Below are 20708 nucleotides of genomic sequence, written 5' to 3' on the forward strand. Positions count from 1 at the left end.
CGATTCCGCAGCTCACCGCTCACCGGGAACCACCCGCTGCGCCCCTGGTACAGACGGGGCGATCGCGATTTCGGGACCGCCGACCAGCATCGCACGGTTCATACGCTGGTCCGTTAGGCCTACCAGAAGCCCAGTTCAGGCTGGGCTTTTGCGTTCCAGTGGTACTTTGCGTCGGCCGGTTTTCCAATTAATTCACAACTGAGTTGTTCGACGCGTCCCGGCCGGTCCCCGCTGCTGATCTCCCTTATCGACAGCTATTTCAGGAGGCCGCTGTCGCCGTCGAATTCGAAGGATGTATCGCGGTCTGCTATCCCGGAGCCGCATCGGACACCGATCCCCCTCGGCTCGTGCGAGATTCGGCGACCATATGGTCCAACTGGCGTTCCGCCCGTTCCGCTCGCGCCAATGTCTGCGCCCGGGCGTCATCGAGTGCGGCCAGCCGCTCGGCCGCTTCGCGCCGCGCCTGCTCGACTGCCGCCGCCGACTCGGCCCGCACGGCCGCGATCTCCGTACTCGCCGCGCGACGAACATCGGCGAGCTCACCGCGGGTTCGATCCAGTTCCGACCGCACCCGGTTCAACTCCTCGCGTGCCTCCGCAACGGCCTGATTGCGCTCGGCGGCAGCCTGTTCGGCGCGTTCGATGGCACGCTCGGCATCGGCGGCACGCTGTACCGCCAGGTCGCGTTCGGCACCGGCCGCGGTGATCTGCTGGGCTGATTCGCGGCGGACCTGCTCGATCTCGGTGGCCGCCTTGCGCCGCGCCAATTCCACATCCTCGGTTGCCTGCTGCCGCGCGCGTTCCACATCGTCGGCGGCCTCGCGGCGGATGGTGCGAATCTCCGATTCGGCCACGCTGCGCGCCGCGAATACATCGTCGGCGGCTTGTTTGGTCGCCCGCTCGACCTCGCGCATCGCATCTGCCCGCGCGGTATCCGCCTGGGCGACCAAGGATTCCGCATGCTCGGCCGCACTCGCCGCATCGTCGGCGGCCGATTCCGCCGCCGCCCTGGCCTCATCCGCCTCCCGACGCGCCTGCTCGGCCGCGACCGTCGCAACCTCCGCCTCGGCGATCCGCCGCGCCGCATCCGCTTGCACGGCCTGTACCTGTGCCTCGGCGATCGATGGATCGGCAAGGGTGGACAGCTCGGCCACCGCCGCGGTCAGCGTATTGCCGAGTTGATCTGCCAGCCCACGGAATTGGGTGAGCAACTCATCGGCACGCAACCGAGCCACCGTCACGGGCCCCTGCTGCGTCACAGTGACAGAACTCGAGGGTGCTTCCGATTCCTGTTGCTGCCGTTGACGTTCTCGCCACGCTCGCCATCGCGTGTGGTCTGGATGATCACAGTATTCCGAGGGTCGCCCGGGCCCTCCCCCGCGTGTAATCGGTCGAGCACACCCTGGGTAGCTACAAACGTTGGACACCACAGAATAGTAGCGTTGGTTTCGTCACTTTCAACGTATTCATACGAAACGAAATCCGTGTCGTCTCGAGAACTTCCCTATGTCGATCACTTCGTTCTAGCCCCCGATAAGTGAACATTATCGGCGGTTAGCCTCGGTGGAATCGTCGCGAACTCGGTGCCCTTGTTTCGTTTACGTTTGGTATGTGCAAACGAAACGTATACCCAACGGAACTCATGAAAAACTAGGTACCCCTACCGCAGGTCGGTGTTGTCTCTCATCTGAAACGATCACAAGCTCCCGTCGAGGCCCAGGACCCCGAAGCTGCCGCCAGGGGTCAAGTGGGGACGTGCTACCGCGCGCGGCCGTGACGCAGGAGTGGGAACCTTGCGCGGTTCGCGAATCTGCGGAGAGCGGGCCGGTCTCGAAGATCGACATTCACCAATTCCGCCACGCCCACGCCACCGACGAGGTTGCCCTCGCGCCCGAGCCGTTCGACGCCCGCCACCACTGGTCAGGATCTTCGCGATCGATCTGGTCCACGAGCTTGTCCGCACTGGGCGCACTCGAGGAAGTGGGGCGCGGTTGCCGCGACACTGTCGTGCTGTCGAATTGCTGACGACCAGCGTCCCGGAAAATTCTTCAAAGAAATCCGGGAGGCGGTGTCGGATCGGGGCGGTGGTGTTCGTAGCAGGGGTGAGGCCGCCGACACGGGGCGGCGCCAAGGCAAAGGAACCGCGATCATGAAGCTGACGACCATGACTCAGGTCACCATCGATGGAGTGATGCAGGGAAACGGCGCCGCGCCGGATGACCGCAGGAACGGATTCGAGCGCGGTGGATGGGCCCGGGGGAAGGGCGACGACGAGACCAGGACGTTCATCACGCAGACCTACCAGCGCGCAGAGGCGTTCCTGTTCGGCCGGCGCACCTACGAGCTGTTCGCCGGCTCCTGGGGATCAATCGACCAGATGCGCGCACATCCCATCGGCGTGGCCTTGAACGAGGCCCCCAAATACGTTGCCTCGACCACGCTCACCGCGCCGCGTTGGGAAGACACGACCGTTCTCCGCGGTGACCTCGCGGCGGCCGTCATTGAGCTGAAGGCCAAGCCCGGGGGCGAGCTGCAGGTGCACGGCAGTGGCGTCCTGACCCGGTGGCTGCTGCAGAACGATCTGGTCGACGAGATGACTCTGATCGTGATCCCGGTGATCCTCGGCCAGGGCGCGAGACTGTTCCCGGAGACCGGCCCGGATCTTGCGCTCGACCTGGTCGAGTCGCGAATCGACTCGAAGGGCGTGACGATCCAGGCGTACCGGCCGGCCGGGCGCCCGCAGTATGTGCCAACGGCTTGAAGTCCCGGACCACCGAACCACGCTGTCTTGATACCACAGGAGAGGATCTTCAGATGCAGTACCTGGTTTCCGTGATCGATGACAAGAGCAATCCCGGCAGCGCGGACAGGCGCCCTGCCATCAGCGCGTTCAACGAACGACTTATCGCCGAGGGCTACTGGGTTTTCGCGGGCGGTCTCGCGGACACCGACGCGGCCACGGTCATCGACAACCGGGGCGAGCAGGCGGTGTTCAGCGACGGGCCTTTCGTGGAGTCGAAGGAGTACCTCGCCGGCGTCTGGGTGTGGGAGGCCCCCGATCTTGATGTGGCGCTCAGGCTCGCCACCGAGGCGTCGAAGGTCTGCGATCGGAAGATCGAGGTGCGGCCGTTCCTGGCGGAGTGAGCGTGGCCGACGTCCCCGAGGCGGTCACCCGGGCCCACCACGAGGAGTGGGCTCGGGTGGTTGCCTCCCTGACCAGGCGCTTCGGTGACCTCGACATCGCCGAGGAGGCAGCGGCCGAGGCGTTCGCGACCGCCGTCGAGCGGTGGCGGGCCGACGGCGTGCCCCCCAACCCCGGCGCTTGGCTGACCACCACCGCCAACCGCAAGGCCATCGATCGGATCCGGCGTGAGCACAAGCGCGACGACAAGCACAAAGAGGCTCAGATGGTGTACGACGACCCGCCCGAGCCTGTCAGCGCTGTCGACGACGACCGGCTCCGGCTGATCTTCACCTGCTGTCACCCGGCGCTGGCGATGGAGACCCGCGTGGCGCTGACGCTGCGCATGGTCGGCGGGCTGACCGTGCCCGAGATCGCCCGCGCCTTTCTGGTGCGCGAGACCGCCTTGGAGCGGCGGATCACCCGCGCGAAGGCCAAGATCAAGGCGGCTCGTATCCCCTACCGCGTGCCGTCCGCCGAGGATCTGCCGACGCGAGTCTCCGGCGTGCTCGCCGTCCTGTACCTGGTGTTCAACGAGGGCTACCTGGCGACCGGCCCCGACACCGATCCCCTACGGCACGACCTGGCCACCGAGGCGATCCGGCTCACTCGCCTGATCCGTGCCCTCCTGCCGGACGACGGTGAGGTGGCCGGGCTGCTGGCGCTGATGCTGCTCACCGAGGCCCGCCGCACCGCCCGTGTCTCGGCCGGCGGCGAACTGGTCACGCTCGGCGAGCAGGACCGTGGGGCCTGGGACGCGGCGCTGATCGCCGAAGGCCACTGGCTGGTGCGCGAGCGCCTCGCCGCTGCCGCCGCCGGGGTGGCTCCGGGCCGCTACCAGATCCTCGCCGCGATCAACGCCGTGCACACCTCCGCCCGCAACATGCGCGACACCGACTGGTCTCAGGTCCTCGCCCTCTACGACCAACTCGTCCGCCTCGACCCTTCACCGATCATCGCCCTCAACCGAGCCATCGCGGTCGCCGAACTCGACGGCCCGCAGGTGGCACTGGCAGCAGTCGACCGTCTCCAAGACAAGCTGGCCGGCTATCACGCCTACCACGCCACCCGCGCCGACCTGCTGCGCAGGCTGGGCCAAAGCCAGCAGTCACGCGCGGCCTACGACAGGGCCATCGAACTGGCAGGCAACACCGCCGAGACCGCCTACTTGACCCGCCGCCGCGACCAACTGCGGTAGCGCCCACGGATCAGATCCCGGTCGAAACTCCGCGCGCAGCAGCGGCCGACCCCGGGGCGCGCCGCCGAGGCATTCCGCAACCTGTCGCGACAGCGACGGGTTGCGCTTCGTCCGAGTTTCGAATGCCAGGTCGCGAGTACGCATTTCGCGACGCCGAGTGCGCCGTAGAGGCCGGACAGGCCGAGGCTGGTGATTACCTCGTCGACGAGGTCGGCGGCCCATAGCGCGGGGTTGTTCGCGTCCAGGTGCAGGTAGTAGCGGAACACGTCGAAGTCTTCGACGACGATGTCGGTGAGGTTCGGGGGGTTGGCCGCGTGCAGAGCCGGCATGTCCTGGCCGGGCAGCAGCATGACGAGCACCAGGCCGTGGATGTACAAGCGGTGCCCGATCGTTTCGCCGATCCAGTTCTTCGCGGCCAGGGTGTTGGCGCGGACCTGGTTCATCGGGTTGTGGTCGACGTCGTTGCCGTAGATGTCGGCGATCTGCCCGTCGTCCATCCGCCACGGCCCGTTCGGCGGCACGACGAGCACCCCGTCCTGGCGGTTGCGGAATCCCTTGACCTCTACCGCGATACACCGCTGGGGTGTCCAGATCAGCGCGTCGAGCTGGCGACTGTAGCTGTGGTCAGGGACCTCGACGTTCAGCAACGCCACCCCGGGCTGTCGCCAAATCATCGTCGACAACCCTGGTGGCGGCTCTTCCGGCGCTGATCCCGACGGGGTCCCGGCCATGATCCTCCTCCTGGGTAACCGCTGTTATGTTCCCCATGACGGACTGGTTCTCGGCGTCGGCAGGTGTCAACGCGCCGTCTGGCCCTGTCCTCTCATCGCACTGGTCAACGCGGTCCGTGCCAGATCGCGTAGCCAGATGTGTGCGGGGTCGGTGTCATAGCGCTGATGCCATGACAGGTACGCCGGGGCCGGCGGCAGGTCCAACGGGAGCGGGAGCAGGACCAGGCCGAGATCTGTGGCGGCCGAACGCACTGTGGATTCGGGGGCTGTGACGAGGAGGTCGGAGGCTCGCACGAACTCGAGCGCGGCTCTTTCGGTTGGCGCGGTCGCCACCACACGTCGGGTGAGGTCGAGCCGCGCGAGAGCGTCGTCGATGATGTTGCCGAGCCTTCCGCGCCGCGAGACGGTGATGTGCTCGGCCGCGGCATACCGCGCGGCGGTGACGGTCTTGACACGGGTGAGCGGGTGCCCCCGCCGTACGACGATGACGTGCTGGGTCTCGGCCACCCGATCGGCGCGAATCTCGGGCGCGGTCGGGCGGTCCGCGTTCGCGGCGAGGTCGACCTCGCCGCGACGCAACTCGGGGGTGTCGATGCTCGATTCCGCGATGAAGCGCAGACGCACGCCCGGCGCCTGCTCGCGCACGGCAGCGAGAAGGGCGGGGCCGCTGAGGGCGACCAGTGCGTCGTGCCAGCGGAGGGTGAAGGTGCGCTCGAGCGTTGCGAGGTCGAGTTCACGGCTTGGCGCCAGCACGCCCTGGACCTGCCGCAGCAGGTCGTGCACCTGTTCCCGGACGGCGAGCGCGTATGGCGTCGGGGTCATCGTGCGCCCTGTGCGTACCAGGATCTGATCCCCCGTCGTGCGCCGGATCCGGCCGAGGCTTCGGCTCATCGCGGGGGCGGTGACGTGCAGGCGGTCGGCCGCGCCGGCCACGCTGCCTTCCTCCAGGAGAGCGTCGAGCGCGGCGAGCAGATTCAAATCCAATTGCATGGGAGTCATTCTATTCGTGCTTTACATGCACTTGAAGTTAATGATGGCCCGTCCTACCTTCGAGATGCGGGCGCAAAAGACCACGGTTTTCGCCCGGCTGACCTCCGCTCAGATAGGAGCACCCACCATGTCCGAATCGATTCGGAGCACCGGTGTTGCCACAGCTGCCGGCTCCGCCTCCGACGCCGACCTGCTCGCACAGACCGCGATCGCTGTACGCACGGCGAGTTCGGCACTGCGGGAGCGCTTCGGCGACGTGGTCCAGTTCCGGACCCGCGAAGAGCTGATGGGCGCGCTCGCCGCCAACGACGACACGGTTCTCGACATCCTGCGCCCCCGCCTCGAAGTCCTGCGCCCGGATGCCCGCTGGGTGGAGGAGGAGCTGGACGGCGGCGCTCTGCCGGCCGGCGAATGGTGGGTCGTGGATCCGGCCGAAGGCAACGTCAACCACCTGCACGCCCTGCCGGAATGGGCGGTGACCGCCACCCTCGTGCACGATAACCAGCCGGTGCTCACCGCGGTCCACCTACCGCTGACCGGCGAGACCTACACCGCGCTCGCCGGCGCCGGCGCCCACCTCGACGGCCGGCCGCTGCACGTGTCGGGGACCACGGACCTCGGGCTGAGCATCGTGGCCACGAGCCAGGCCAGGCCGGACGAGGACGAGAAGGTCGTGCGGCGCGTCGGCTCCTCGATCACCGAGATGCTCATCGACGCGCTCGTAGTGCGGACAGCCGTGCCAGCCACCCTGCACCTGCTGAACGTGGCCGCCGGCCGGATCGACGCCTTCTGGCAGTTCGCCGGGGCCCGCGCGGACTTGCTTCCCGGGGCGCTGCTCGTCGCCGAGGCCGGCGGACGGATCTCCACCGCCGAGGGCCGCCCCTGGACCCCGGAGAGCGACAGCTTCCTGGCAGCGGCGCCCGGCGTGCACGCCGATGCGGTCGCCACGCTGTCCCGCTGAGCACCGACCAGAACAGAAATACCAGGAGGACCAGTTCACCATGAGCAAGATCACCATCCTCGGCGGCGGCCGCGTCGGCGGCGGCCTGGCCACCGCCCTCACTCGGGCCGGGCACGAAGTGACCGTGGCGGACCGCTCGCCGGGCGCTGCCGCCGACGCTGCCCGGACAGCACAGATCGTCATCAACGCCACGCCGGGCGCCGGCTCGCTGGAGCGGCTCGCCGCGCTGCGCGAGGAACTGCGCGGCAAGATCCTCGTAGACGTCTCCAACGCCACCGTCGACGGACCCGACGGACTGCCCGCCGACCTGCTCTACCCCGGCTCGAGCCTCGCGGAGCAACTCCAAAAGGCGCTCCCCGAGACGCACGTCGTCAAGACGCTCAACACGATGCTTCACTCGGTGATGACCGCGCCCGCCGCGCTCACCCAGACGCCAACCGCGTTCCTCTCCGGCAAGGACCCGGAGGCCAAGCAGGTCGTCCGCGGGCTTCTCGCGGACCTCGGCTGGCACCAGGAGTGGATCACCGACCTCGGCGGGATCGAGACCGCGCGGGCTACCGAGGCCGCGATCTTGTTCGTACCGCACGTGATCCGATCCAGCGGATTCGCGCCCTTCGCGATCTCGATCGCTCGCTGATCCGCACCGAGTGTGGCTCCTGAAGTTCTGCCAATGCCTGACATCACATAGCAAGCCAGGTCGTTGTCACCCATCCGTGCATCGGCCCCGCTGTCCCAGCACGACTTGGCTCAACTTGTGGTCAGCAGCCACGAGTCCGTGGTGAGGAGCTCCGTAATCAACACCTGATCCACACCGCACGACAACGCGTCGCCCTCCAAGACCCCGTCGCCCTGCGTAACCATCGTCTCGCTCAGCCGCAGTCTTGACATTCGGTTCGAACTCCTGCGGTGGCCGTACAACCAGGCCAAGTCGCTTCGCTCAACCACAGAGGGCTCGGTGTTCGAGCTGCACGGCTGCCACCCCCGTCGTTCGCCCCAGGACCCCGAATCCGCCCGAAATTCGGCGAGTTCTACGGGAACGTCAAGTTCGCCACGGTGTACGGCGGCGCGGACGGTCGACTCTGCACCGTCTGAAGCGCGGCATCATGCGGGCGGTCGTGGGTTTGCGGTCATGTTCAGGCCGTCGAGGAGCAGGTCGAGGCCGGTGGTGAATTGGTCGCGGTCGTCGTGGTCGCGCAGGTCCGTGGTGGTGCGCGTCAGGAAGGGGTAGTCGACGGGGTCTAGTTTTCCCCAGTGTTCGGCGGTCTGGGCGAGGAAGGCGTCGCGGCTGGTGGTCGTATCGGCGGTGGTGCGTGGGGCGATGATCTGGGCGCTGACACCGGTGATGTAGTAGGAGATCGCGGTGGAGACCGCGAACTGCCGTTCGGCGGGCAGCCCGGTTCGTGCGACAAGGGTGCCGATGCGGTCGAGCAGGTGCAGTGCGTTCGCCAGCGTGGGCGGCGCGTTGACGTGGGACGCTGCCCACGGGTGCAGGTCAAGGGCATCGAAGACGGCGATGGCAAGCGCGCGCAGATCGGCGCCGGCGACTTCCTCGGGGTCTGCGGCCGGGGCCGCGGTGAAGGCGTGGCCGAGCACCTGATCGGCAGCCAGGGCGACGAGTTCGTCCTTGTTCGTCACGTGCCAGTACAGCGCACCGGGTCCGGTGTTCAGCTGTTTGGCCAGCAGTCGGAAGGTGAGTCCCCGCTCGCCGAGTTCGTCCAGTAGTGCAACGGCCGCGCCAACGATGATCTCTCGCGATAGGGCGTCGGCACGCTCTTCCCCATCGGGTGCTCTTCCTCGTGTCCGTGGCATGACCTCATTTTGACAGATCCTGGAACCGCGTTCCATACTGTTTATGGAACACCGGTCCATATAAGTGTTCGGGCAGGTGCCCGGCGCTCCGCCCGCAGGGGAACGAGGAAGTCCATGAACACCAGCCACCACCCGATCGCCATCGTCGGCGCCGGCCTCGGCGGCCTGACCCTCGCCCGGGTCCTGCACGTCCACGGCATCCCCGCAACGGTCTACGAGGCCGATCCCTCGGAAAAGTCCCGCACGCAGGGGGGCCAGCTCGACATCCATGAGAACGACGGGCAGCGTGCGCTCGCCGACGCCGGCCTCACCGACGAGTTCCGCGCGATCATCCACGAAGGCGCTGAGGCGTTGCGCGTGCTCGACCGGCACGGCAAGCTGCTGCACGACGAGCCCGACGACGGCACGGCGCGGCGTCCCGAAGTGCTCCGCGGAGACCTGCGTCGGATCTTGCTCGACTCCCTGCCCGACCAGACGGTCCAGTGGGGACGCAAGGTCGCCGATGTCCGGTCCCTCGGTGACGGACAGCACGAGCTGACCTTCGCCGACGGCTCGACCGTGACCAGCAGCCTTGTCGTCGGTGCCGACGGCGCCTGGTCGAAGGTCCGTCCACTGCTCTCCGACGCCAAGCCCGAGTACATCGGCACGACGTTCATAGAGACCTACCTGTACGACGTCGACGAGCGGCACCCCGCGACGGCCAAGGCAGTTGGTGTCGGCGCGATGTACGCGCTGACACCGGGCAAGGGGATCGTCGCGCACCGCGAGGCGGGAAACATCCTGCACACCTACGTCGAACTGAACCGCCCGGCCGAGTGGATCGCCGACATCGACTTCACCGACGCCGCCGCCGCGACCGCTCGGATCACGGCCGAGTTCGACGGGTGGGCCCCGGAACTCACCGCGCTGATCACCGACGGCGAGACCGCTCCGGTCGCACGCATGATCCACACCCTCCCGGACGGACACCGATGGGACCGCGTGCCCGGGGTGACGCTCCTGGGGGATGCCGCGCACCTGATGCCGCCGTCCGGCGACGGCGCGAACCTGGCCATGTTCGACGGCTCCGAACTCGCCAAGGCGATCGCCGCGCACCCCGACGACTTCGAAGCGGCAGTCGCCGCCTACGAAGAGGCGCTATTCCCCCGCAGTGAAGCCTTTTACGCCGACGCCCACGAGATTCTGGACCTCTGCCTCGGAGAGCGTGCACCGTTCGGACTCATCGACCTCTTCAACGGTGACACCCAGAGCTGACGGGGGGCGCGAGCAGTCCTGAGCCGGATCAGTGCCGCATTGGGCGCCCATCCACCCGACCGTGCCACTATCGCAGCGGAAATGAACAAGCTCCAGCAAACCCTGCAATCGCATGTGCGCGCGGAAGCTGCAATCCGGATCGTGGGCGGCGAGGTGGGCCCCGCGCGCGCCCGCCGGGACCGCGCGCTGACAGATTTGATGGTCGACCCGGCTCCTCCTTGGCGGTGGTCCGAAGCCACCTCGATCATCAACCGGGCGCACTCACAGACGACGACGAGTGGCGCCGGGTCGCGACTGCAGGGATCGCGGCGATCGAGAAGTTCAGCCGGTTTTCAGACGACCAGGACCCGGCGCCCGCGCGTGTGACCGGCCTGGCTGTCGATGTGCGCCGCCGCGGCCTCGGCGAGCGTGTACGACTTCTCGACCGGGATGTGCAGCTTTCCCCGCGAGATGAGGCCGACGGCCTCGGCGAGCGCTTCCGGCACGCTCCCGGCCACGCCGGAGAATCGGACACCGAACTCCGGCGCAGCGAGATCGGCGATGGAGATCACCTTCTGCGGATCCCCGGTCAGCTCGACGAGCTCGCGGATCACACCCGAGCCGGCCAGATCGAGAGCTGCGTCGACATGGCCGAGCCGCCGCACCCGCTCGACCCAGCCTTCGCTGTACGTCGTGGCGAGGGCACCCAAGCTGCGCAGATAGTCCTGGTTCGCGGCCCCGGCCGTGCCTATCACCGTGATGCCGCGGTCGCGGGCGATCTGCAGCACCGCCGATCCGACTCCCCCGGACGCACCGCTGACCAGCAGCGTCTGCCCGGCCTGCACGCCGACCTCGCCGATGATGCGCAGCGCGGTCTCCACCACGGAGGGGTAACCGGCCGCTTCTTCGAAGGCCACTCCCTCGGGCACACGGGCCCAGGCCGACAGCACGGCGAACTCGGCATAGGTGCTCGAGCCTTCGCCGAACACGTGGTCGCCGACCTCGACGCCTTCGACGCCCTCGCCGACCTCGTCCACCACCCCAGAGGCGTCCAGCCCGATTCCGGAGGGCAACTCGATCGGATGGGCCCCGAGGATCTGGCCTTCACGGATCCTCCAGTCGACGGGGTTCACGCCCACCGCCCGCACCGCGATGCGTACCTGACCGGGGCCCGCGTGGGGCTCCTCGGCGTCGACGAGTTGCAGGACGTCCGGACCGCCGAACTCGGCGAAGCTCACCTTCTTCATGCGGTGGACCATAGCACTAACAGTTAGGGTTTTGGAACAACTTCGGATTCACACCTGTTAGTGTTTGGGCGTGACCATGCCGACCGGGCGACGCGAGCGCAAGAAGGCCGCGACCCGCCAGAAGATCGCCGAAACCGCCCTGCGGCTCTTCCTGGAACGGGGATACGACGCGGTGGGCATCCGCGACGTGGCCGCCGAGGCCGACGTCGCCGTTACCACGGTCTTCTCCCACTTCGCCTCGAAAGAGGCCCTGGTGTTCGAGCAGGATCAAAACTTCGAGCAACGCCTCACGCAGGCGGTCACCAGCCGGGCACCGCATGAGCCGCTCATCCCCGCGCTGCGCCGCGAGATCCAGGCCCAGGTGCGACATTGCACGGCGGGCCGCGCCGCCCCGCTCTGGCGCATGATCGACGAATCACCTGCCCTGCGGGAGTACGAGGAGTCGATGCGGCTGCGCCATGCAGAGTCGCTGGCAACGGCCATCGCCGCCGATCCCGACCTGGCACAGACCACAACGGCCTCCCGGACGATCGCAAGGTTCGTGATCGACGCCTACTCGCTGGCCCGCGAGGCGGCCGATCCGCAAACCGCGATCGACGAGATCTTCCAGATGATCGAGGCCGCCTGGGCAGTCACCCGCCCCTCCAGAAACTCCACCGACACGGCCTGACCGCAGCCAGGACTCGCCCTGCCGTTGATGCTGCTGTTCTATGGCGCGACCTGCTGGCGACTTCCCTGAATCACCCAGCGAAGGACTCGGGGCCGAAGCGGCCCCAGGCCACGAAGGCCGCCAGAGCGAGGTAGCCGAGATTCAGCACGACGTATTTGTATTGGCCGTAGCGGGCGTGGGTGATCATCGCGCCGATCATCAACAGGATCCAGCAGACGGCTGTCACCGCCACCATCACCGGTGCGATGTCGAGCGCGGCGGGCAGGATCAGGCCGACCGCGGCGAGGATCTCGAGGACCCCGAGGGTTCTGACGAAACCGGCGCTGGCGTGCTCGGTCCACCCCCCACCGGACTTCGCGCCCAATTCATCCAGCTTGGCCTTGGGCATGAACGCTTTGGTGGCTCCACCGGAAAGGGCGAGGGCGGCAAGCAGCCCCGCGACGGTCCAAAGGGCGAGGTTCATGAGCTTCTCCTTCAGGTGCGGGCGACTCGGACTCGTCCTCGATCCGGCCGAGCCGTTCGTCGCCTACGGGCTGCCGGACGACGCCGTTCGCGGGCATCCCTGTTGGCTTCCCGATCGTGTAACCGGTCGGGCATCAGACGCCGCCGGCCCTGAGCCTGTGACACCCCGACGGCGTGACGTGCGCCACCGCACGCACTGCCCTTTGGGGGCCCGAACCCAGGACGGTTATCGACTACCGAGAATGCTGGGCGAGCGTGTCCGGCTGGTGGTCGACACCGTGACCCGGATCGGCGCTGACAACCGCAGCATGGTGTTGGCGGGCAGCGACACGGTCGGCTACGACTAGCTGCTCTACGCGGTGGGCAGTGGCAGCGCCGATCCGCGTATGCGGGGAGCGGCCGAGTTCGCCTATCCGCTGGCCACTCTGGAGGAGGCGCAGCGAATGCGTGGAGTTCGTTCGCTGAGCGATCCTTGGGGGTGATCCACGTCACCGGTCGATGCTGTCAGGAATTCGGGGGCTGTCTCGTTCAGGGAGCACGCGAACCAGACAGGAGCGAACCATGAAGCACCGCATCGTCGTCCTCGGGGCCGGATATGCCGGAACCTTCTCCGCCGGATACTTGGCCCGCCAACTCCACGCCGACGACTTCGAGATCACCGTCGTCAACGCCGAACCCGATTTCGTCGAGCGGCTGCGCCTGCACCAGCTCGCCGCCGGGCAGGATCTGCGCCACCGGCCGCTGGCGGAGGTGTTCGCGGGCACCGGCATCCGGCTACGAGTGGCACGGGTAACCAACCTCGACGTCGAGCACCGGACTGTCACAGTCGCCGACGGCGAGGGCATCGACCGGCTCGTATACGACACCCTCCTCTACACGCTCGGCAGCACCGCCGCTGACCACGGCGTTCCCGGCGTCGACGAGCACGCCTTCCACGTGGCCGCTCGGCCGGCCGCGCTGCGCCTGCGCGCGCGCCTGGACGAGCTGGGCGAGGACGGGAAGGTGGTGGTGGTCGGCGGCAACCTGACCGCGATCGAGGCTGCCACAGAGATCGCCGAATCCCGTCCGGGACTTCAGGTCAGCCTTGTCACCAGGGGCGAACTGGGCGGCTGGCTGAGCCCGAAGGCGCGCCGTCACCTGCTGCGTGCCTTCGACCGGTTCGGTATCCCGGTCCACGAGCACACCGCCATCGAGCGCGTCGAGCAGGCGGCGGCGGTCGCCGCCGACGGCACCGCTTTCGCCTCGGACGCGACCGTGTGGACCGCTGGCTTCGCCGTCCACCCGATCGCCGCCGCCAGCGGCCTCGCGGTGGAAACCAACGGCCAGATCACGGTCGACCGTCAGATGCGGTCGGTCTCGCACCCGGATGTCTACTCTGCCGGTGACAGCGCTTTCGTCATCGCCGAGAGCGGTCTTCCGTTGCCGATGTCCTGCGCGTCCACGGCACCGACCGCCAAGCAGGCGACGGCGGCAATCATCGGGGACCTGACCGGGCGCAAGATCCCGGCGATCACGATGTCGTATGCCGGCAACCACATCAGCCTCGGCCGCAAGGACGCGATCTACCAGTTGGTCGACAAAGCCTCGCAAACGAAGCCGCGGCCCCTGCGTGGTCGGACGGCCGCGCGCATCAAGTCGTCGATCCTCGACGGTGCCGCCTGGGCCCTGTACCACCCGAACCTCGGAAAGCCCAGTCACCAGTACCGCTTGGCCACCACTCGCGAGCACTCGCGCGGCGTGGTCGCCGCATAGAGTGGTGCTCATGGACACTGCCACCGTGGCGTGTTTCCAGGCCAGCCGGAATCGGCTGGCCTCGCTCGCCTACCGTCTGCTCGGCTCGGCCGCCGACGCCGAGGACACGGTGCAGGACGCGTTCCTGCGGTGGCAGGCCGCAGACCAGGAGTACATCGAGGTGCCCGAGGCGTGGCTGACCAAGATCGTCACCAACCTGGCACTCGACCGGCTCCGTTCGGCGGAGGTGCGGCGCGAGCGCGCGGTCGGCACCTGGATGCCCGAACCACTCCTCGACGGCGACCCGATGCTGGGCCCGGCCGACACCGTCGAGCAGCGCGAATCGGTAACCCTGGCGGTGCTGACGCTCATGGAGCGTCTGTCGCCGGTCGAACGCGCCGTTTACGTGCTGCGCGAGGCCTTTGCATACAGCCACGCCGAAATAGCCGAGATTCTCGGCATCACCGCGTCCGGGAGTCAGCAACACGCCCACCGTGCCCGGCGTCGAATCGCCGCCGCCGGCAACGGCACCGACATCGACCATGCCTCCGCGCGTCGAATCGTCGAGGCGTTCGTCGCTGCCGCCGCCTCGGGCCGCACCGAACGGCTGGTGGCGCTGCTGACCGACGATGCGACCGGCATCTCCGACGGCGCCGGGCTAGGGCTGGCCGAGAAGCTGATCCGGTACTCGAGCCCGGAACGGATCGCCAGCGCGGTGCGGGCCGGCTTCACACCGTCTCCGATCAAGCGCAGACTCGCCGGTGGCTCGCCCTCGTTCCATGCCGCCGTGGTCAACGGCTGCCCGGCCATGCTCGCCACGCTCGACGACCGGGTCGTGGGCGTCGCGATTCTGGAGATCCGTGACGACAAGATCGCAGGCGTGCGCGGCATCGCCGCCCCGCACCGACTCGGTCGCCTCACCGAACAATGGCAGCGGCAGGAACACGATGTCCCACTGATCGAATCGTGGTAACCGGCCGTCCGACACTCGATTTCACGTTCGCCCCTCAACGGCAACACCGACTCCCGGTGGACCGCTTCGTCTCCGCGTCCAAGGCGTCGCGGATCGCGGCGGCCACGCGCTCGTCGGTGTGCCCGAACGCCGACGATGTCCGCATCACCCGGCCATCGACCAGTTCCCTTTTTGATCTGTTGAAAGCGGCATGCCGATAGCCTGAAGCGGCAGGGGTGTGTCTGTGCTGAATATTGTTGAGCACCAGTGAGATTCAGGGCTGATGGTGCAGACTTACGGTTCGAGGTCGGGTTCGTAGCCGGGGGGCGGGCGACAGCGGAGGTGGTGGGAACCGCCGGCGGTCGTCGACGAATTCATGGCCACGCAGTAGGTGACCTACCGAGGGAAAGTGAGTGCCCCGCATGACAATCGCCCCTGAGATCCGCACGACCGCCGGAGTCGTGCGTGGCAGGTGGGAGAACGCCATCGCGGTCTTCCGGGGTATCCCCTACGCCGAGCCACCGATCGGCTCACGGCGTTTCGGGGCGCCCGTACCGGTCCAACGATGGGATGGCATCCGCGACGCGCTGGAATTCGGTCCACCGGTTCCCCAAGCGGCACATACGGGTTCGGTGATGTCGTCGGTGTCCGGCAGCGTCGGCGACGGTTCCGAAGACTGTTTGACGCTCAACGTCTGGTCACCCGACCTCGGGGCCGCGGGACTGCCGGTGATGGTGTGGATCCAGGGCGGCACATACTTGGAGAACCACTCCGAAAACCCGCACTACGACGGTGCGACGATCGCCGGGTCCGGGGTGGTGGTGGTCAGCATGAACTATCGCGTCGGTGTCGACGGCTTCGCCCGCATCGCCGGCGCCCCGGACAACCGCGGCATCCTCGACCAGATCGCCGCCCTGCGATGGGTCCAGGACAATATCGCCCGGTTCGGCGGCGATCCGGACAATGTCACCGTTTTCGGTGAGTCCGCTGGCGGAGCGTGCATTGCCGCTCTGCTTGTCATGCCGATGGCAGCCGGACTGTTTCGACGGGCGATCAGTCAGAGCATGCCGGGTACCTACTTCTCCGAACGGCTCGCCACCGCGATCTCAACAACGATCGCCGCGCAACTCGGCGCGCGCGCCACCATCGACGACCTGACCCGCTTCCCGCCGCGGGCACTGACCGACGCGACGGACGCGGTGATCCAGAAGATGCCGGAATTCGTCGAGTCCTGGGGACCTATGGCGCTCACGCCGACACCGTTCTCCCCCGTCGTCGACGGCGATGTCCTGCCACGCGCACCGTGGCGTGCGCTGGCAGACGGCGCCGCGCGCGAGATCGACCTGCTCATCGGCCACACCCGGGACGAGTACCGGCTCTACACATCCCGGCCCGGCGGCGAGCCGAACGATGCGCGCATAACCGCAGCATTCGACCACCTCGCACCCAGCACAGATGGCAGCGAGCTCTATCGCACCGCCTACCCGGACGCCACACCCGGGCAACGATTCGAAATTCTCAACTCCGACTGGCTGTTTCGAATGCCCAGCCTGCACCTCGCCGACGCCGCGCACGCCGGCGGCGGACCCGTGTGGCTCTACGAACTGGCCTGGAGCTTCAACTCCGAACAGGGCGCCTCCCACGCCTTGGACTTCCTGCTCATCTTCGGCACCCTCAGCCCCGAGGAGGTGCGCGCCCACCGCTGCGCCCACCCGAACGCCGCGAACGAAATCACCCGCGTCGCGCACCACATGCGCGCCGACTGGGTGAGCTTCGCGACCACCGGCAAACCCGGCTGGGCACCCTACGATCCACACACACGAACCACTCGCGTCTACGACACCGAACCAATCACCCAGCCCTACCCTGAGGAAGGCTCGCGCCGCATCTGGTCCACACACCAGTTCGACACACTGGACCTACCTCATGCCGAGTAAGAGTTGCCTGGACTCGACGGGCCGCCTCGCATCCTTCGGCGAACCGGAGCGCTACGAGGACGGCTACCGGCTTTGCTACATCCGCAGTCCAGAAGGATCACCGTCGAGTTGGCGGAGCAAACCGGCCGACAAGGTCGTTCCATCGATGTGCCCCAGGTCATGCTGGTCGCCCAGACGGTGTCGCAAGCCGATCGAGCAACGGCGCGGGCGGGTCCGGCCGACCGGGAGCCGTTTCGTGCCTCGGACACGAAGCGGTCAGTGCGCAGTGCAATGGAAGATCGCCGAAAGAATGTCGTGGTGGGATGTCGAGATCCCGAGCGCGGCTCCGTCCCTGAGATGAACACGACCACAATGGGCCGTACCGCATCAAGGAGAAAATGATGGCCAAGTATCTGCTGCTCAAGCACTACCGTGGTGCCCCGGCATCGGTCAACGACGTCCCGATGGATCAGTGGACGCCGGAGGAGATCTCGGCTCACATCCAATACATGCGGGACTTCGCGGATCGGCTCGAGAGCACCGGCGAGTTCGTCTACGAGCAGGCGCTGTCCCCGGAGGGCACATTCGTCCGTTACGACGGCGAGGGGCGGCCGCCGGTCACCGACGGCCCGTTCGCGGAGACCAAGGATCTGATCGCCGGCTGGATGGTGATCGACGTCGAGACCTACGAGCGGGCGTTGGAGCTGGCTGGCGAGCTGTCCGCGGCGCCGGGTGCGGGTGGGAAGCCGATTCACGAGTGGCTCGAGGTGCGCCCGTTCCTGACCGCGCTGCCGACGGTGACGGAGTGACGCACGGTGGATGAGGCTCTGCTCCGGACCCTCACCCCCACTGTCATCGGGATCCTCGTCCGCCGCGGAGGCGACTTCGCGGCGGCCGAGGACGCCGTGCAGGACGCTCTGATCGAAGCGGTGCGGGTGTGGCCGAACGACCCACCGCGAGATCCCAAGGGCTGGTTGGTCGCTGTGGCCTGGCGCAAGTTCCTCGACGCCGCCCGCGCCGATACGTCCCGGCGGCGGCGCGAGGAGCTCGTCGAGATCGAGCCCATGCCCGGACCGGCCGAGGAGGTGGACGACACGCTGCAGCTGTACTTTCTGTGTGCGCACCGGTCCCTGACCCCGGCCTCGGCGGTCGCGCTGACGCTGCGCGCGGTCGCCGGTCTGACCACGAGGCAGATCGCGCAGGCCTACCTGGTGCCCGAGGCAACCATGGCCCAGCGCATCAGCCGGGCCAAGCGAACCGTCTCGGGCATCCGGTTCAACCAACCCGGTGACGTCGCCACGGTGCTGCGCGTGCTCTACCTCGTCTTCAACGAGGGCTACTCCGGCGACGTGGACCTTGCCGCCGAGGCGATCCGGCTCACCCGCCAACTGGCCGCCATGGCCGAGCATGAGGAAGTGGCGGGTCTGCTCGCGCTCATGCTGCTCCATCACGCACGGCGCCCGGCACGGACCCGCACCGACGGTAGCCTGGTGCCGCTCGCCGAGCAGGACCGCGGCCAGTGGGACACCCGCCTGATCGCCGAGGGCGTCGATGTGCTCCAGGCAGCCCTCGCCCGCGACCGACTCGGAGAGTTCCAGGCCCAGGCCGCCATCGCCGCGCTGCACGCCGACGCCCGCACGACCGAGGAGACCGACTGGGTGCAGATCGTCGAGTGGTACGACGAACTGCTGCGGCTCACCGACAACCCGGTGGCCCGCCTCAACCGCGCCGTGGCGGTCGGCGAGGCCGACGGCCCACGTGCCGGACTGGCCGCCCTGGCAGAGCTCGACCCCTCCCTACCGCGCTACACCGCCGCCGCGGCATACCTGCACGAGCGTGACGGTGACCTGGTAACCGCAGCACGGCTCTACACCGAAGCCGCCCGACTGGCGCCCGATCTCCCCGAACGCGACCACCTCACGCGTCAGGCCGCACGGCTCAACGCAAAGCTGCGCGGTTGAGCTGCCGGGACAAATGACAGGCGCATTCACCCAGACGGTAAGGATCGCCCGCACCGCCTGTCAGCTGGTCGGAGCACGTCCTCGACCTTCAGGTGCCCGTCCCCCGCACTCACCACGAGACGAACCCATCCCGTGCACCGCCGCGGTGACCAACCGAGTACGACCTGGACCTCGAGAGCACCGTGCCGGCAGGAGATAGGTCCCGCGCACTGTGGCGCCACAACTGCGCGCTCAGCTGACGGCCGTGCCGAACCACCTGGACAGCTGGCTGAGCAGTTCCTGCTGATCATCACCGACCCACGCCATGTAGCCGTCCGGCCGCAGCAGCACCGCGGGCACGTCCAGTTCCTCGCTGACGTCGACGACGTGGTCGACCCGGTCGGCCCAGCCCGCCACCGAGAGTCGACCGGTCTGGTCGAGCAGCAGTCCGCGGCCGCCATGCATGAGCTCGTAGAGGCGCCCCCGCTTCAGTCCGATGTCCCGCAGCCGTCGGCCGAGCAGTTCGTGCCCGTCGCCGAGGTCATAGCGGACCCCGATCGCGGTGATCTTCTCGGTCAGGTACCGGTTCACCTCCTCGAAATCCATCAGTTCCGACAGCAGCCGGCGCACGGACCGGGGACCCGGCTCGGTGGACATCAGCTCGGACTGCACGCGGGTGTTGTTCAGCACGTCGGCGGCTACCGGGTGCCGTTCGGTGTGGTAGCTGTCCAGCAGCCCGTCTGGTGCCCAGCCGCTGACCTCGGCGGCCAGCTTCCAGCCCAGATTGAACGCATCCTGGACGCCGAGGTTGAGGCCCTGCCCGCCCAGCGGTGGGTGGACGTGCGCCGCGTCGCCGGCCAGCAGCACCCGGCCGACCCGGTAGCGCTCGGCCAGCCGGGTAGCGTCGCCGAAGCGCGACAGCCAACGCGGTGAGTGCACGCCGAAGTCGGTGCCGGCGAACACCCGCAGCTGCTGCTTGAACTCCTCGAGGGTCGGTGGGACCGACCGGTCCGCGGCCACCCCCTCGGCCGGCACGACGACGCGGTACACCCCGTCCCCGGAGGGCCCGGCGCCGAACCCCTGGTGGGTCTTGCGAACCTCAGCCACCACGGCGGCCAGCGTCTCCGGCGGCGCGGCTACCTCCATCTCGCCCAGCAGCGACTCGACCCGCGTGGGCTCGCCGGGAAAGCCGATACCGAGCAGCTTGCGCACCGTGCTGCGGCCGCCGTCGCAACCGACGAGGTAGCGCGAGCGCAGCTGCGTGCCGTCGGCCAGCTCGACGGTCACTTCGTCCTCGTTTTGGCTCAATCCGACCAGTTCGCAGTCGCGCCGGATCTCGACGCCGAGTTCGGCGGCGTGCTCGGCCAGCAGACGCTCGGTGACGGGCTGCGGGATGCCGAGGATGTACGGATGCGCGGTGTCCAGCCGGTCGGGCCGCGGCTTTTGGATGCCGGCGAAGAAGCCGCCGACCGGGTACTGCTTGCCGAGCGCGAGGAACCGCTCCAGCAGACCGCGCTGGTCCATCACCTCGACGCTGCGCACATGCAGGCCGAGCGACCGGACATGCCTGGTCGGCTCGGCCTCCTTCTCCAGCACGAGCGCGTGCACGCCATGCAGCCGCAACTCGCTGGCCAGCATCAAGCCGGTCGGTCCACCGCCGGCAACGATCACGTCGATCATGAAAACCC

Annotated in this window: 20 protein-coding genes; 12 read left to right on the forward strand and 8 right to left on the reverse strand. The window is 68.0% G+C overall.

The genetic code is table 11. From position 1 onward, the window contains the following. Positions 1-307: 307 nt before the first annotated feature. Positions 308-1240 (reverse strand): hypothetical protein, encoded by a 933-nt coding sequence (locus ABZ293_RS27040; RefSeq protein ID WP_355185078.1) that lies wholly within the window; start codon positions 1238-1240, stop codon positions 308-310. Positions 1241-2148: 908 nt separating this feature from the next. Here ABZ293_RS27040 and ABZ293_RS27045 point away from each other — a divergent pair. From ABZ293_RS27045 to ABZ293_RS27055, 3 genes are read left to right on the forward strand one after another with little or no spacing between them, the layout of a single operon-like run. Then, positions 2149-2760 carry a dihydrofolate reductase family protein gene (locus ABZ293_RS27045; protein WP_355185080.1) on the forward strand — a complete coding sequence of 204 codons (612 nt, stop codon included), beginning with the start codon at positions 2149-2151 and terminating at the stop codon, positions 2758-2760. 53 nt (positions 2761-2813) lie between these two features. After that, positions 2814-3143 (forward strand): YciI family protein, encoded by a 330-nt coding sequence (locus ABZ293_RS27050; RefSeq protein ID WP_354955037.1) that lies wholly within the window; start codon positions 2814-2816, stop codon positions 3141-3143. Positions 3144-3145: 2 nt separating this feature from the next. After that, entirely contained in the window at positions 3146-4378 is a 1233-nt protein-coding gene (locus ABZ293_RS27055; RefSeq protein WP_355185082.1) for a sigma-70 family RNA polymerase sigma factor, read from the forward strand. Here ABZ293_RS27055 and ABZ293_RS27060 read toward each other — a convergent pair. Then, the gene (locus ABZ293_RS27060; RefSeq protein WP_355185084.1) at positions 4345-5052 is read right to left on the reverse strand and encodes a nuclease-related domain-containing protein; all 708 of its coding nucleotides are present in this window, start codon (positions 5050-5052) and stop codon (positions 4345-4347) included. The two genes, ABZ293_RS27055 and ABZ293_RS27060, sit on opposite strands and share 34 nt — an antisense overlap. Positions 5053-5175: 123 nt before the next feature. Then, positions 5176-6099 (reverse strand): LysR family transcriptional regulator, encoded by a 924-nt coding sequence (locus tag ABZ293_RS27065; RefSeq protein ID WP_355185086.1) that lies wholly within the window; start codon positions 6097-6099, stop codon positions 5176-5178. 127 nt (positions 6100-6226) lie between these two features. Here ABZ293_RS27065 and ABZ293_RS27070 point away from each other — a divergent pair, with 127 nt between their 5' ends. Together ABZ293_RS27070 and ABZ293_RS27075 are read left to right on the forward strand one after the other, a co-directional pair. Further along, the gene (locus ABZ293_RS27070) at positions 6227-7060 is read left to right on the forward strand and encodes a 3'(2'),5'-bisphosphate nucleotidase CysQ (RefSeq protein ID WP_355185088.1); all 834 of its coding nucleotides are present in this window, start codon (positions 6227-6229) and stop codon (positions 7058-7060) included. 40 nt (positions 7061-7100) lie between these two features. Then, on the forward strand, positions 7101-7697 hold the full coding sequence (locus tag ABZ293_RS27075) for an NAD(P)-binding domain-containing protein (RefSeq protein WP_355185090.1): 597 nt from the start codon (positions 7101-7103) through the stop codon (positions 7695-7697). A gap of 110 nt (positions 7698-7807) precedes the next feature. Here ABZ293_RS27075 and ABZ293_RS27080 read toward each other — a convergent pair whose 3' ends face one another. Both ABZ293_RS27080 and ABZ293_RS27085 read right to left on the reverse strand, forming a co-directional pair. Further along, entirely contained in the window at positions 7808-7948 is a 141-nt protein-coding gene (locus ABZ293_RS27080) for a hypothetical protein (RefSeq protein ID WP_355185092.1), read from the reverse strand. Positions 7949-8161: 213 nt separating this feature from the next. Continuing rightward, complete coding sequence (locus tag ABZ293_RS27085; protein ID WP_355185094.1) at positions 8162-8869, reverse strand: TetR/AcrR family transcriptional regulator C-terminal domain-containing protein; 708 nt, start codon at positions 8867-8869, stop codon at positions 8162-8164. Positions 8870-8983: 114 nt separating this feature from the next. Between ABZ293_RS27085 and ABZ293_RS27090 the strand changes: the two genes are divergently transcribed. After that, positions 8984-10123 carry an NAD(P)/FAD-dependent oxidoreductase gene (locus ABZ293_RS27090; RefSeq protein WP_355185096.1) on the forward strand — a complete coding sequence of 380 codons (1140 nt, stop codon included), beginning with the start codon at positions 8984-8986 and terminating at the stop codon, positions 10121-10123. Positions 10124-10455: 332 nt separating this feature from the next. Here ABZ293_RS27090 and ABZ293_RS27095 read toward each other — a convergent pair whose 3' ends face one another. Further along, the gene (locus ABZ293_RS27095; protein WP_355185098.1) at positions 10456-11349 is read right to left on the reverse strand and encodes an NADP-dependent oxidoreductase; all 894 of its coding nucleotides are present in this window, start codon (positions 11347-11349) and stop codon (positions 10456-10458) included. 76 nt (positions 11350-11425) lie between these two features. On the opposite strand from ABZ293_RS27095, the gene ABZ293_RS27100 reads away from it, so the two are divergent. Beyond that, complete coding sequence (locus ABZ293_RS27100) at positions 11426-12019, forward strand: helix-turn-helix domain-containing protein (protein WP_355185143.1); 594 nt, start codon at positions 11426-11428, stop codon at positions 12017-12019. Positions 12020-12089: 70 nt separating this feature from the next. On the opposite strand, the gene ABZ293_RS27105 is transcribed toward ABZ293_RS27100, so the two are convergent. Next, positions 12090-12482: a DoxX family protein gene (locus ABZ293_RS27105; RefSeq protein WP_355185100.1), complete on the reverse strand. Its 393-nt coding sequence runs from the start codon at positions 12480-12482 to the stop codon at positions 12090-12092. A 560-nt stretch (positions 12483-13042) separates the two neighbouring features. Between ABZ293_RS27105 and ABZ293_RS27110 the strand changes: the two genes are divergently transcribed. The 5 genes from ABZ293_RS27110 to ABZ293_RS27130 all read left to right on the forward strand — a co-directional run bounded on the left by ABZ293_RS27110 (position 13043) and on the right by ABZ293_RS27130 (position 19041). Further along, positions 13043-14233 (forward strand): FAD-dependent oxidoreductase, encoded by a 1191-nt coding sequence (locus ABZ293_RS27110; RefSeq protein WP_355185102.1) that lies wholly within the window; start codon positions 13043-13045, stop codon positions 14231-14233. A 10-nt stretch (positions 14234-14243) separates the two neighbouring features. After that, positions 14244-15185 (forward strand): sigma-70 family RNA polymerase sigma factor, encoded by a 942-nt coding sequence (locus tag ABZ293_RS27115; RefSeq protein ID WP_355185104.1) that lies wholly within the window; start codon positions 14244-14246, stop codon positions 15183-15185. Between the two features lie 401 nt (positions 15186-15586). Further along, entirely contained in the window at positions 15587-17101 is a 1515-nt protein-coding gene (locus tag ABZ293_RS27120; protein WP_355185106.1) for a carboxylesterase family protein, read from the forward strand. 380 nt (positions 17102-17481) lie between these two features. Then, positions 17482-17889 carry a YciI family protein gene (locus tag ABZ293_RS27125; RefSeq protein ID WP_354955055.1) on the forward strand — a complete coding sequence of 136 codons (408 nt, stop codon included), beginning with the start codon at positions 17482-17484 and terminating at the stop codon, positions 17887-17889. Between the two features lie 6 nt (positions 17890-17895). Beyond that, complete coding sequence (locus ABZ293_RS27130; RefSeq protein ID WP_355185108.1) at positions 17896-19041, forward strand: sigma-70 family RNA polymerase sigma factor; 1146 nt, start codon at positions 17896-17898, stop codon at positions 19039-19041. Between the two features lie 231 nt (positions 19042-19272). Here ABZ293_RS27130 and rox read toward each other — a convergent pair whose 3' ends face one another. Beyond that, positions 19273-20700, reverse strand: a complete 1428-nt coding sequence (gene rox, locus ABZ293_RS27135) for a rifampin monooxygenase (RefSeq protein ID WP_355185110.1) — start codon at positions 20698-20700, stop codon at positions 19273-19275. Positions 20701-20708: the final 8 nt, after the last annotated feature.

This window comes from Nocardia sp. NPDC005998 (genome assembly GCF_040614395.1).
Classification (GTDB): domain Bacteria; phylum Actinomycetota; class Actinomycetes; order Mycobacteriales; family Mycobacteriaceae; genus Nocardia.

What these genes read in the sequence shown, in the direction of transcription:
- ABZ293_RS27110 (WP_355185102.1), top strand. Translation starts at nt 13,043, where the DNA reads ATGAAGCACCGCATCGTCGTCCTCGGGGCCGGATATGCCGGAACCTTC.
- ABZ293_RS27105 (WP_355185100.1), bottom strand. Translation starts at nt 12,482, where the DNA reads ATGAACCTCGCCCTTTGGACCGTCGCGGGGCTGCTTGCCGCCCTCGCC.
- ABZ293_RS27095 (WP_355185098.1), bottom strand. Translation starts at nt 11,349, where the DNA reads ATGAAGAAGGTGAGCTTCGCCGAGTTCGGCGGTCCGGACGTCCTGCAA.
- ABZ293_RS27075 (WP_355185090.1), top strand. Translation starts at nt 7,101, where the DNA reads ATGAGCAAGATCACCATCCTCGGCGGCGGCCGCGTCGGCGGCGGCCTG.
- ABZ293_RS27050 (WP_354955037.1), top strand. Translation starts at nt 2,814, where the DNA reads ATGCAGTACCTGGTTTCCGTGATCGATGACAAGAGCAATCCCGGCAGC.
- ABZ293_RS27120 (WP_355185106.1), top strand. Translation starts at nt 15,587, where the DNA reads ATGACAATCGCCCCTGAGATCCGCACGACCGCCGGAGTCGTGCGTGGC.
- ABZ293_RS27080 (WP_355185092.1), bottom strand. Translation starts at nt 7,948, where the DNA reads ATGTCAAGACTGCGGCTGAGCGAGACGATGGTTACGCAGGGCGACGGG.
- rox (WP_355185110.1), bottom strand. Translation starts at nt 20,700, where the DNA reads ATGATCGACGTGATCGTTGCCGGCGGTGGACCGACCGGCTTGATGCTG.
- ABZ293_RS27090 (WP_355185096.1), top strand. Translation starts at nt 8,984, where the DNA reads ATGAACACCAGCCACCACCCGATCGCCATCGTCGGCGCCGGCCTCGGC.
- ABZ293_RS27085 (WP_355185094.1), bottom strand. Translation starts at nt 8,869, where the DNA reads ATGCCACGGACACGAGGAAGAGCACCCGATGGGGAAGAGCGTGCCGAC.
- ABZ293_RS27065 (WP_355185086.1), bottom strand. Translation starts at nt 6,099, where the DNA reads ATGCAATTGGATTTGAATCTGCTCGCCGCGCTCGACGCTCTCCTGGAG.
- ABZ293_RS27125 (WP_354955055.1), top strand. Translation starts at nt 17,482, where the DNA reads ATGGCCAAGTATCTGCTGCTCAAGCACTACCGTGGTGCCCCGGCATCG.
- ABZ293_RS27115 (WP_355185104.1), top strand. Translation starts at nt 14,244, where the DNA reads ATGGACACTGCCACCGTGGCGTGTTTCCAGGCCAGCCGGAATCGGCTG.
- ABZ293_RS27045 (WP_355185080.1), top strand. Translation starts at nt 2,149, where the DNA reads ATGAAGCTGACGACCATGACTCAGGTCACCATCGATGGAGTGATGCAG.
- ABZ293_RS27060 (WP_355185084.1), bottom strand. Translation starts at nt 5,052, where the DNA reads ATGATTTGGCGACAGCCCGGGGTGGCGTTGCTGAACGTCGAGGTCCCT.
- ABZ293_RS27070 (WP_355185088.1), top strand. Translation starts at nt 6,227, where the DNA reads ATGTCCGAATCGATTCGGAGCACCGGTGTTGCCACAGCTGCCGGCTCC.
- ABZ293_RS27100 (WP_355185143.1), top strand. Translation starts at nt 11,426, where the DNA reads ATGCCGACCGGGCGACGCGAGCGCAAGAAGGCCGCGACCCGCCAGAAG.